Source organism: Mannheimia sp., assembly GCF_056854775.1.
Genome location: NZ_JBXGGI010000047.1, coordinates 23,617 through 35,768 on the forward strand (window position 1 = coordinate 23,617; position 12,152 = coordinate 35,768).

Here is a 12,152-nt window from a genome sequence, read left to right on the forward strand (position 1 = left end):
CGATGATAGTTTCACTGCTTTTTGATACCGCAAAAAAGCAAAAGTTCAGGGCGTTGATACCCTATTTATTTTAGCTTGTCGTAAGGGTTGTTACTACCTGTACGTTTACGATGCACATAAGTGGACATCATCAAGCCAAATGCAGCCATAAGAGTAACATAAGATGTTCCTCCATAGCTAAAGAGTGGTAATGGTACACCGACTACGGGCAAAATACCACTTACCATTCCAATATTTACAAAAACGTAAACAAAGAACAACAGGGCTGTACCACCCGATAATATACGCCCAAAGGCAGAACCTGATTTTGTGCCAATCATTAAGCCTCTGGCAATAATAAACAAATAGATAGCCAGCAAAATCAAGATGCCTATCATACCATGTTCTTCACTCAAAACGGCAAAAATAAAATCGGTGTGCGGTTCAGGCAAAAATTCCAATTGCGATTGCGTGCCTTCCATCCAGCCTTTACCATTAATACCACCGGAGCCTATCGCAATTTTAGATTGGATAATATGGTAGCCTGCACCCAGAGGGTCTTTATCCGGATCGATTAAGGTCATTACCCGTGTTTTTTGGTAATCGTGCATCAAGAAAAACCACATTATCGGAATAAAGCCTGCCAAAAACACCACGCCTGCACCAATCAATTTCCAGCTTAGCCCAGCTAAAAACAGTACAAAAAGCCCTGCCGAACAAACTAAAATAGATGTCCCTAAATCGGGCTGAATCGCAACCAATAACGTTGGCACAATAATAATTGCCAGAGCGATAAAAGTATCTTTAAAACTTGGTGGAAGTGGTCGCTTACTTAAATAAGTAGCAACCATCAATGGTACGGCGAGTTTAGCAATTTCAGAAGGTTGAAAGCGAACAAACCCTAAATTTAACCAGCGTTGTGCCCCTTTACTGGTTTCTCCCACTAAGTCCACCAAGATCAGTAATATCAAGCAAAAAACATACAAATAAGGTGATACTTTTTGGTAAAAACGAGGAGGAAACATTGCCATTACTAGCATCAAACCTAAGCCGAGCGAAACTTGTATCACTCGGTTTGTAAACATTCTCTCACTTCCGCCACTTGCACTATACAGCACCAGTAAACCATAGCCGGTAATCGCTAATAAACCGATTAATAAAAGAAGATCGAGCGAAAATAGCTTCCAAAAAAGTTTTTTAAATCCACTATTCATTATTGCCCTCTGTTACAAGCGGTTGATTTTTCTCAGAATTTTGCAAATTAGGTTGTTCACTAACGCCTTTTCTTAGCACATAATCCATAATTTGACGAGCAACAGGAGCTGCCGCACTTCCGCCACCACCGGCATTTTCTAAAATTAATGCCACCACCATTGTCGGATTTTCATAAGGAGCATAACCGATATACCACGCGTGGTCATGCAGCTCTTTTTTAATTGCATTCTTATCGTAATTTTTACCGTTCAAGTTAAACACCTGAGCCGTTCCCGTTTTACCCGCTGAATGATAAAACGCACTCGCGAATACTTTACGAGCGGTGCCGTTTGACGCGTGGTTTACGTTATACATTCCAAGTTTTGCTAAATTCCAATAAGAATCCGGCACGCCTTTAATATCCTCATAAAGTAGCGGATCTTGATATGGCGTAATTGAATTACTACTTTGTACTTCAAGCATTAAATGCGGTGTATTCACTCGCCCGTTATTGATTAAAATCGCCGTTGCTTTCGCTAACTGAAGCGGTGTTGAAATCCAATAACCTTGCCCGATACCAACAGGAATAGTATCACCCTGAACCCATTGCTTTTTATAACGTTTTTGCTTCCATTCACGGGTTGGCATTACGCCCGCCGATTCCTCAAAAATATCGATTCCTGTTTTTACCCCAAAGCCGAATTTCTTCATCCATTCCGACATTTTATCAATCCCCATTTTGTAGGCTAACTGATAGAAGAAGGTATCGGATGACTCGGTAATCGCTTTATTCACATTGGTTGCACCGTGCCCACTACGCTTCCAGTCTCGATAACGTTGCGTTGTGCCGGGTAAAATCCAATAGCCGGGATCAGAAATAGTCGTTGTCGGCGTAATAAATCCTTCTTCCAAACCGGCTACTGCCATAAATGCTTTAATAGTCGATGCCGGCGGATAAGTCCCTTGAGTTACACGGCTATAAAGCGGTCTATTTGGATCATCAAGCAACGCTTTATAATCCTTACCTGAAATACCGCCCACAAATAAATTATTGTCATAGCTTGGATTAGACACCATCGCCAAAATGCTACTATCACGCGGATCTAGCACCACAACCGCCCCTTTTTGCTCAGAAATCAGCGACATCACATATTGTTGTAATTCCACATCAATACTTAAACGAATGCTACTGCCGGCAACCCCGGGTTGATCACGCAGCTTACGGATAACCTTACCACGATTATTGATTTCTACTTCCTCAAAACCTGTTACACCGTGTAATTGATCTTCGTAGAATTTCTCGATACCCAGTTTTCCCATATCGTGCGAACCTGCATAATTACCGAATTTCCCTTCTTCTTGCAGCTTTTTCTTATCATTTTCGTTAATTTTCGCTACATAACCGATAATATGGGTTAATAATTCTCCATAAGGATAATTACGCTTGTAGTACGCCTGCACATCTAAACTAGGAAAGCGGTACTGATTGACAGCAAAACGCGCCATCTGCGTTTCATTCAAATTGCCTTTCAGCATAATCGGCGTATAACGAGAGGTGCGTTTTTTCTCTTTATTGTAGTTCTCGATATCTTCGTCTGTCAGCCCAACCACTTCTCTGAGTTCTTCTAAGGTCTGCTCGATATTCTCCGTTTTTTCCGGCACAATAAACAGTCCGAAATAGGTCAAGTTTTCCGCTAATACTTTTCCATTACGGTCATAAATTAGCCCACGGGCAGGTGGCACTGGCAATAATTTAATACGGTTACCATTTGAACGTGTTTGGTAGTCATCATAATTAACCACTTGTAAATGGTACAGATTAGCTAACAACACGCCAGTTAAGGCAAGTACTCCCACAAACGCAACTAAGGCACGGCGGGCATACAGATTACTTTCTGCCTGCCCGTCTCGTACCTTTTCTCGCTGATTTGATGAAGTGAATTTTGCTAATTTACCAAACATATATCTAACAACTATTCTCGATGATAAGGGTGATTAATGGTTACCGACCACGCCCGATACAAACTTTCTGCCACCACCACACGCACTAATGGATGCGGCAAAGTCAAAGGCGATAACGACCAACTCTGCTCAGCCGCTGCTTTACATTCAGGAGATAATCCTTCTGGACCACCAATTAGCAAAGCAACATCTCGCCCATCGTTTTTCCAGCCTTCTAGTTGAGTAGCTAACTGCTCGGTTGTCCAGGGCTTACCCGGAATATCTAACGTAACAATTTTTGCCTTTCCTGCTGCTGCCAACATCGCCTTGCCTTCAAGCTCTAAAATGCGTTTAGTATCAGCATTCTTGCCTCGCTTTCCCGCTGGGATTTCGATCAACTCAAACGGCATATCTTTCGGAAAGCGGCGTTGATACTCTTCAAACCCCGTTGTTACCCAGGCTGGCATTTTTGTGCCAACTGCAATTAATTGAATTTTCATTTTTCTGATACTCACAAGCGGTCAAAATTAATGATTAATTTGAAAAAAATCAAATAAAAACAACCGCTTGTAATGCTAATCAAAACAGGCTTACGCCCAAAGTTTCTCTAATTGATACATCTCGCGGCTCTCTTCTTGCAACAAGTGAACTATCGCTTGCCCAAAATCCACCACAATCCAATCTGCCACAGCTTTACCTTCATCGCCAAACACTTCAAAGCCTGCCTGTTTCGCTTCACTAATCAAACGATCCGCCGTTGAAGCAACGTGGCGACTTGACGTTCCTGTGGCTAAAATCATTGTATCGGTAATGCTTGATTTACCTTTCACATCAATGGCTAAAATATCTTTCGCCTTTAAATCATCTAAGGTTTTTGTTAAAAACTCGACTAAATTTTGTTCCACTTTATTTCTCTCTCATATCATAAAAACGGAGAATTTTAACATAGATTGGGGAGATGTAAGATAATAAGCGGTCATTTTTGCAAGATTTTTTGCAAAAACAACCGCTTGTATATTTTATTAAAGAGAGAGGTTCATCTAGTAAACGATTTTCTTCTTGTCCAAATAGCAGGTAAGCGATAAATAATCAACGCCCCTAAAATTAAGCTACAACCTAGCCATTTTATAGAACTCAGTTGTTCACCTAAAATCACAATACTAAGTAACAATGTCCATACAGGCTCAAGTAACATAATGAGCGATGAGGTAGCAATCTGGCAATGTTTTTGCCCGATGGTTTGTAATAAAAAACGCAAATTGGTTGAAATAAGCACACTGGCAAAAAACCATATCCAGACACTATTTGGAATAGGGAAAGTCCAAGTTTCCATTATCAAAGAATAAATACTGCAAATAACCCCAACCATTGCAAGTTGAATCGTTGTTAAGGGCAATAATTTAACTTGTTTAGCATATTGGTTATTCAAAACAAAATACAGAGCACCTGATAATGAAGAAAGTAGAAAGATAGAACTGCCTAATGAAAAGTGAAATATGCCTTTATCCATAGAAAGGCAAAAAAGTCCGACTAAGGCAATGGGTAAAGCAATCCAAAATATTTTGGCTGGAGTGTGTTTAAAGATAATCCAAGACAATAAAGGAGCAATAAGCATTGCAAGACTAACTAAAAATGCCCCTTCACCAAAAACAGTACTAAATGCTAATCCTAAAACCCAAAAAATAGTATAAATACCATAAGTCCCACCAGTAATAACCGAATATTTAAATTGCGTTTTATTGATTGTTTTTATCTGTTTATAAGAAAATGGAAGCATAATCAATGCCGCCGAAAGGAAACGAACTCCCATAAATCCAATAGGTGGAAAGCCAGATAACGCATTTTTAGAAAAGAACCAACCTGACGCCGCAATAAAAGTTACGAGGAAAAGGATGATTTCTCCGAAGTATTTTTTAGACATATTTTTATGTTAATAAAAAACGGTTCTCTTACTCAAAGAGAACCGTTAGATTAAAACGATCTAATCGTTAAAATATACTCTTTTCAACGCCAATTCTAACCCACGAAATTCCGCTAAACCTCTTAAACGACCAATCGCAGAATAACCTGGGTTGGTTTTTTTCTTGAGATCGTCCAACATTTGATGACCGTGGTCAGGACGCATTGGAATTAAGCGGTTATCACCATTTGCTTTACGGCGATATTCTTCTGTTAATAATGCCTTCACTACTGCAAACATATCAACATCACCAGTGAGATGGTCCGCCTCGTGGAAACTTTGTGGATTATCTTCACGCTGAGTCGCACGTAGGTGAGCAAAATAAATTCGATCAGCAAAGGTTTCTGCCATTTTCACGAGATCATTTTCTGCCAATACGCCGTAAGAACCAGTACAGAATGTAAAACCATTAGCTGCAAGCGGTTGAGTTTCGACAAACCATTGCATATCTTCAATAGTTGAAACAATACGAGGTAAACCTAAAATTGGACGAGGTGGATCGTCCGGGTGAATAGCCATTCTAATACCTACTTCTTGTGCCACCGGCACAATTTCATTTAAGAAATAGGCTAAGTGAGTACGGAATTTCTCAGCTGAAATACCTTTGTAGCGATCAAGCTGAGCTTGGAATTCTTCCAACGTGTAACCCTCTTCCGAGCCCGGCAAACCGGCAATAATATTTTTGGTTAGTTTGGCAATATCCGCTTCGCTCATCTTATCAAAATAGGCTTTCGCTTCTTCTCGTTCTTTCTCTGAATAAGTTTCTTCTGCCCCCGGGCGTTTTAAAATATAGAGTTCAAATGCTACAAAGGCAACTTGGTCGAAACGTAATGCTTTAGACCCATCCGGCATTTCATAGTCAAGATCTGTTCGGGTCCAATCTAAAACAGGCATAAAGTTATAGCATACTGTATCAATACCACATTCTGCTAAGTTACGTAAAGTTTGCTTGTAATTCTCAATCCATTGTAGGTAGTTACCTGTTTGGGTTTTGATTTCTTCGTGAACCGGCACACTTTCAACTACAGACCAAACAAGCCCTTTTTCGGCTAATTGAGCTTTACGTTTATTAATTTCCTCAATCGACCACACTTGACCATTTGGGATATGGTGTAATGCAGTTACGATCCCAGTTGCACCTGCTTGTCTTACATCATCTAAAGATACTGGATCATTTGGTCCATACCAACGCCATGCTTGTTCCATAGTAAACTCCTCTAATTGTAGTTTCGGTTCTAGATACCTACTACAACGGGATTGGCATTGAATAGATATCCATCAAATTTAGGGTCTTCAACATCAGATAATTCAAACAGTTTTGTTTTGACATTCTCTAAATGTTGCCACATAGCTCTACGAGCTAATGCAGGATTTTTTCTTTGTATCGCATTTAAAATATTCTCATGATCCTGAACCCACAAATGATGGTGATCATGTTGTAATATCCTAGTATGTAATTGAGTCCACATTGCACTATTAAAACGATATTTCCATAGTTGTTCCTGCAGTTGGACTAATACATCGTTCCCAGTAATCGTGGCAAGTGCAAGATGAAATTCTTTATCTGCACTATAATCATCCATTTTTTCTAGTAGTAGTTTCTTTTCACGCTCCAAAATATTCCTTAATACTTGAATATCTTGTTTTGTCGCTTGCTGAGCAGCAAACTCCGCAATACTACTCTCCAATAATTGACGAGCTTGTAATAATTCGAATGGCCCAACATCACGTAGTTCAACAGATGACTCATCCTGATTTAGCTCAGGTACCTTTATGACATAAACACCAGAGCCTTTTTTAACCTCAATTAACTTTTCAACCTCAAGCATTACCATTGCTTCCCTTACAATGGTTCTACTCACATCAAACCGTTCGGAAATTTCTCTCTCTGTAGGTAATTTATCTCCTACTCTATATTTTCCTTGAGATATCTCTTCTTTGAGAATTTTTCCTATTTTGGTATACGTTCTAGAAGTATTTTGCATAAATCCCCACAAAATTGGAATGCCAAAATATCATTTTTGTGACAAACTTCACAAAAATACAAATTTGGAATACCAATATTATTTTTTTGTATTAATATGTGTACATAAAATATCATCGACCTTATTAAATGTCGACTTACTTTATCTAAAAAAGGAAGAAAATTATGAATACACCTATTAAATCTATCTGTCTAGTAGAGCCACATAAAGTTGGTATACATTCTGTTTCCTACCCTATAAAGCAGGATAGTGATGTATTAATTAAAGTCGATGGAATGGGGATTTGCGGTTCTGATATAGGGGCATTCCGAGGTACAAATCCTTTAGTTACCTACCCAAGAGTATTAGGACATGAAATCGTTGGAACTGTCATTGAAGCAGGATTTGGAATGCCAGACAATGTCAAGGTTGGCGATAAAGTTATCTTAGAACCATATATTTACTGTGGAGATTGTTATCCTTGTTCCATTGGTAGAACAAATTGTTGCGAAACTTTAAAAGTATTAGGTGTACATATTGATGGAGCAATGCAAGAAGTTGTCAGACATCCAGCCAATATGATTATAAAAGCACCTGATATACCAATTCACGAATTAGCTCTAGCAGAGCCTCTCACCATTTCTTTACATGCTATCCATAGAACCAAAGTAAAAGCAGGTGAACATGTTGCTATTATTGGTGCAGGAACAATAGGTTTAATGGCTGCATTAGTCGCTAAGGTTTATGGTGCTACACCAATTCTGATCGATATTTTGGATAAACGATTGGAATATGCGAAATTAATTGGCATTCCTCACACCATCAACCCAACAAAAGAAAACGATCTTGAAGCACTTAAATCCATTACTAACGGCAGAATGGCTGAAGTTGTTATTGAAGCATCAGGGGCTAATATCGCCGTTCAAAACACCCTGAAATATACCTCTTTTGCAGGCAGAATTGCTTTAACTGGATGGCCAAAAACCGAAACACCTCTACCAACAAATTTAATCACATTTAAAGAGCTTGATATTTATGGTGCAAGAACAAGTAAGGGGGAATTTGAAGAAGCATTAGAGCTTCTCGCATCGAGAAAAATTGAACCAAAAGATATTATTAGTAAGGTAATTAAATTTGATGAGATTCCTTACTATATACAAGAGCTTTCAGATAACCCTGATGATTATCTCAAAATCATAGCGGTATTTTAAATCTTAATTAACCAAATGAGGTACTAATTATGAAACTCAAAACATTAACCAAAGCTTTATTAATTTCTAGTCTTATGTTTGCCGGTTCTGCATTTGCAAAAACCATCATTAAAATTGGTCATTACAACTCTGATGTTCATCCTTCAAACGTTGCCTTACAAGAGTACTTTAAAAAAACTATTGAAGATAAAACGGAAGGACGTTATGAAATTAGAATCTTCCCAAATAACCAATTAGGTGGTGAAGACCAAATCGTCAATGGATTACGTAATGGGACTATTGAAGGCGGTATTACAGGATTACTATTACAAAATGTAGACCCTATTTTTGGTGTTTGGGAATGGCCGTATCTTTTCAAAGATAATGCTGAAGCCAAAAAAGTATTGGCGTCACCTATTGCTCAAGAAATTGGTGAAAAAATGGAACAATATGGAATCAAACTACTCGCTTATGGTATGAACGGTTTCCGTGTTATTTCTTCCAATAAAAAAGTAGAAAAATTTGATGACTTTAAAGGGCTACGTCTAAGAGTACCATTAAATTCATTATTCGTTGATTGGGCAAAAGCAATGAATATTAATCCTCAAAGTATGCCATTAAGTGAAGTATTTACTGCATTAGAACAAAAAGTAATTGATGGTCAAGAAAATCCATATATGTTAATTAAAGATTCTGGTTTGTATGAGGTACAAAAATACATTATTGAATCTAACCATATTTTCTCACCGGGCTTATTACAACTTAGTTTAAAAACTTGGAACAAGATCTCTAAAGAAGACCAAGCTATTTTCCTGGAAGCAGCAAAACTATACCAAGAAAAAGAATGGGAATTGGCAATGAAAATGGAGCAAGATGTCAAAGACTTCTTCCATAAAAACGGTAAAGAAGTAATCATCCCAAGTGACGCATTCAAAGCCGACATGCTAAAAGCGTCAGAAACACTTTATCAAAATTTCTATCAGAAATATGATTGGGCTAAAGATGTAATTTCAAAAATCCAAACTGCAAAATAGTTGCTCTATTTGGCTACCTTACATACATAAGGTAGCCATTATAAAAACATAAAAGGGGAAATTTATGAAAATTTCTACAGCTTTAGATAGAACCTTGAAAACACTCGCAATTCTAGCTCTATCTACTATGATTATTCTTGTCTTCTTTAATGCCGTTTTACGGTATTTCTTTGATTCAGGTATTGCTTGGTCAGAAGAGTTTGCTCGTATTTGCTTTGTTTATATGATCTTCCTGGGAATTATTTTAGTTGCGAAGGAAAGAGGTCATTTAACTGTGGATATTGTTGTTTCAGCTTTACCTGCAAAAGCACAAATGTATTTTCTTTTCTTTGCTGACATTTTGGTATTAGTTGCTCTCTCTTTTATCACTTACGGTGCATATCAATTAATGTTATTAACATACACTCAAAAAATGCCTGCAACCGAGATTTCATCAGCATTCCTATATTTAGCAGCGGTAGTTTCAGCAGTTTCTTACTTTTTAATTGTATTTACAAATCTGTGGAAACAGATTCGATTAGCTTTTTCTAAAGAGGAGAAATAAATATGTTGTGGTTATTTTTAGGAAGTTTATTTTTCTTTCTCTTTCTAGGTGTCCCTGTTGCACTATCAATGCTATTAAGTGCTAGCTTTATGTTATGGAAAATGGATATGTTTGATGCCCAATTAATCACAGAAAACTTTGTAATGGGTACAAATAATTTCCCTTTAATGGCCATACCTTTTTTCATGCTAACTGGCGAAATAATGAAACATGGTGGTATATCTGAACGAATCATCAATTTTGCAATGAGTATGGTTGGGCATATAAAAGGTGGTCTTGGATACGTTGTTATCATTTCAGGATTAATTTTTGCAGGGTTATCCGGTTCTGCCGTGGCAGATACTGCCGCCCTTGGAGCGATTTTAATTCCAATGATGGTAGCAAGAAAATATGATGTTGCACGTTCTACAGGGTTAATTTGTGCAGCAGGTATTATTTCTGTCGTTATCCCACCAAGCATTCCGATGATTGTTTACGGGATTACCGCAGGCGCATCAATTACCAAATTATTTATGGGAGGTATGGTTCCTGGTTTCTTAATGGTTATAGGTTTATGGTTGGTGTGGAAATATTTATATCGCAATGAAGAACAAACTGTTGAACCAAAACAAACTGCTCAGGAACGCTGGGCTGCATTTAAAGCCGCATTTTTACCGCTATTACTTCCAGTCATCATTATTATAGGATTAAGAGGTGGCATTTTTACCCCGACTGAAGCAGGTGTTGTTGCCGCCATTTATGCTGCAGTTATTAGTGTGATATTAAAAGGTCTAACCTTAGATAAAATACAAGATGTATTCTTAGGCACAATAAAAACAACCGCAATGGTGATGTTTGTTGCAGCTGCAGCTATGATTTCTGCATTTGCCGTAACCGTCGCACAAATTCCAATGGAATTAGTCGAGTTCATCAAAGGCATTACCGATAGCCCAACGATATTAATGTTTGTCATTATGCTTTTCTTATTACTCGTTGGCTGTGTAATGGATTTAATCCCCGCTGTGCTTATCTTTGTACCTGTTTTGTTACCGTTACTCAGAGCCTACAATATTGATATTGCCTACTTCGGTATTATGATGGTCATTAACCTATCTATTGGTTTAATTACACCTCCAGTCGGAACGGTCCTATATGTCGGTTCTGGTATTGCAAAAATTGGTATAGCTCGTTTAACAAAAGGTATTTATCCATTCCTATTAGTTTATGCTGTTATCTTACTCTTACTAACACTATTCCCTGGAATCATTATTGTACCAATGAATTGGCTATCTTAGGAGATTGAATTATGTCTATTGCTATAAACCATCATTTTGAGAATAAAGTAGTTATTATAACCGGTGCAGGTGGTGTTCTATGTGCCTATTTTGCCAAAGAAATTGCCAAAACAGGAGCAAAAGTCGCCTTGTTAGATATTAATTTTGCATCTGCACAAAAATTTGCAAAAGAAATTTGTGCAGAAGGCTATATAGCAAAAGCCTATCAAACCAATATCTTAGATTTAGAAAGTATTAAAACCACTCGTGATGCCATTGCCGATGACTTTGGAACCTGTGATATTTTAATCAATGGGGCAGGTGGAAATAATCCGGAAGCGACCACCGATAATGAATTTCACGAAGTAAATTTACCTGAAAATACAAAATCATTCTTTGAATTGGACAAAAGCGGTATTGAGTTTGTTTTTAACTTAAATTACTTAGGCACACTACTCCCTACCCAAGTATTTGCAAAAGATATGATTGGTAAAGAAGGAGCAAACATTATTAACATTTCCAGTATGAATGCCTATACGCCACTGACCAAAATTCCTGCTTATTCCGGTGCAAAAGCGGCTATCAGTAACTTTACTCAATGGCTTGCAGTTTACTTCTCTAAAGTGGGTATTCGTTGCAATGCGATTGCACCGGGATTCTTAATCAGTAATCAAAATCGAGGATTACTCTTTGATAGTGAGGGTAACCCAACTACTCGAGCCAATAAAATTTTAACCAACACTCCAATGGGACGTTTTGGAGAAGCCGATGAGTTAGTTGGGGCAATTTTATTTTTAATGGATCATCATTATTCAAGTTTCATCAGTGGTATTGTATTACCTGTTGATGGTGGATTTTCTGCTTATAGTGGAGTGTAATTCGCTTCACAAAAAAGGAGATAACAATGAACAAACTCGCCATCATCGGTGAATGTATGATTGAGCTCAACGGCGAACCCTTTGGCAATATGCGTCAAACTTACGGCGGTGATTCACTCAACACCGCTACCTATCTGGCTCGGGTGAGTTCGCCCGAACAGATTGAGGTGCGTTATATTTCCGCTTTAGGTACGGATAAACTCAGTCAAGGGATG

General features: G+C 38.1%; 13 protein-coding genes. 6 read left to right on the forward strand and 7 right to left on the reverse strand.

What is annotated here, in order from left to right; genetic code table 11:
- Positions 1-65: 65 nt before the first annotated feature.
- The 7 genes from rodA to ACJHV0_RS03835 all read right to left on the reverse strand — a co-directional run bounded on the left by rodA (position 66) and on the right by ACJHV0_RS03835 (position 7,059).
- Positions 66-1,193 carry a rod shape-determining protein RodA gene (rodA, locus tag ACJHV0_RS03805; protein WP_025236950.1) on the reverse strand — a complete coding sequence of 376 codons (1,128 nt, stop codon included), beginning with the start codon at positions 1,191-1,193 and terminating at the stop codon, positions 66-68.
- Positions 1,186-3,135, reverse strand: coding sequence for a penicillin-binding protein 2 (mrdA, locus tag ACJHV0_RS03810; protein ID WP_483133418.1), 1,950 nt, complete (start codon positions 3,133-3,135; stop codon positions 1,186-1,188). The genes rodA and mrdA overlap by 8 nt, the downstream gene beginning before the upstream one ends.
- Before the next feature lie 11 nt (positions 3,136-3,146).
- A complete protein-coding gene (gene rlmH, locus ACJHV0_RS03815) occupies positions 3,147-3,614 on the reverse strand; it encodes a 23S rRNA (pseudouridine(1915)-N(3))-methyltransferase RlmH (protein ID WP_025216358.1) in 468 nt (155 codons plus the stop codon).
- Between the two features lie 90 nt (positions 3,615-3,704).
- On the reverse strand, positions 3,705-4,019 hold the full coding sequence (gene rsfS, locus ACJHV0_RS03820; protein ID WP_025247021.1) for a ribosome silencing factor: 315 nt from the start codon (positions 4,017-4,019) through the stop codon (positions 3,705-3,707).
- 131 nt (positions 4,020-4,150) lie between these two features.
- On the reverse strand, positions 4,151-5,035 hold the full coding sequence (locus tag ACJHV0_RS03825; RefSeq protein ID WP_483133419.1) for a DMT family transporter: 885 nt from the start codon (positions 5,033-5,035) through the stop codon (positions 4,151-4,153).
- 60 nt (positions 5,036-5,095) lie between these two features.
- Complete coding sequence (gene uxuA / locus ACJHV0_RS03830) at positions 5,096-6,280, reverse strand: mannonate dehydratase (protein WP_483133420.1); 1,185 nt, start codon at positions 6,278-6,280, stop codon at positions 5,096-5,098.
- Positions 6,281-6,309: 29 nt separating this feature from the next.
- Complete coding sequence (locus tag ACJHV0_RS03835) at positions 6,310-7,059, reverse strand: FCD domain-containing protein (RefSeq protein WP_025236954.1); 750 nt, start codon at positions 7,057-7,059, stop codon at positions 6,310-6,312.
- 164 nt (positions 7,060-7,223) lie between these two features.
- Here ACJHV0_RS03835 and ACJHV0_RS03840 point away from each other — a divergent pair, with 164 nt between their 5' ends.
- The 6 genes from ACJHV0_RS03840 to ACJHV0_RS03865 form a co-directional block, all read left to right on the forward strand.
- Positions 7,224-8,249, forward strand: coding sequence for a zinc-binding dehydrogenase (locus ACJHV0_RS03840; protein ID WP_483133421.1), 1,026 nt, complete (start codon positions 7,224-7,226; stop codon positions 8,247-8,249).
- A 29-nt stretch (positions 8,250-8,278) separates the two neighbouring features.
- The gene (locus ACJHV0_RS03845) at positions 8,279-9,262 is read left to right on the forward strand and encodes a TRAP transporter substrate-binding protein (RefSeq protein WP_483133422.1); all 984 of its coding nucleotides are present in this window, start codon (positions 8,279-8,281) and stop codon (positions 9,260-9,262) included.
- Positions 9,263-9,326: 64 nt separating this feature from the next.
- Complete coding sequence (locus ACJHV0_RS03850) at positions 9,327-9,806, forward strand: TRAP transporter small permease (protein ID WP_025236957.1); 480 nt, start codon at positions 9,327-9,329, stop codon at positions 9,804-9,806.
- A 2-nt stretch (positions 9,807-9,808) separates the two neighbouring features.
- Entirely contained in the window at positions 9,809-11,080 is a 1,272-nt protein-coding gene (locus tag ACJHV0_RS03855; RefSeq protein WP_483133423.1) for a TRAP transporter large permease, read from the forward strand.
- Between the two features lie 11 nt (positions 11,081-11,091).
- The gene (locus tag ACJHV0_RS03860) at positions 11,092-11,937 is read left to right on the forward strand and encodes an SDR family oxidoreductase (protein WP_483133424.1); all 846 of its coding nucleotides are present in this window, start codon (positions 11,092-11,094) and stop codon (positions 11,935-11,937) included.
- A gap of 26 nt (positions 11,938-11,963) precedes the next feature.
- Positions 11,964-12,152, forward strand: a 189-nt coding sequence (locus tag ACJHV0_RS03865; RefSeq protein ID WP_483133425.1) for a PfkB family carbohydrate kinase, incomplete at its 3' end; no start/stop codon positions are given.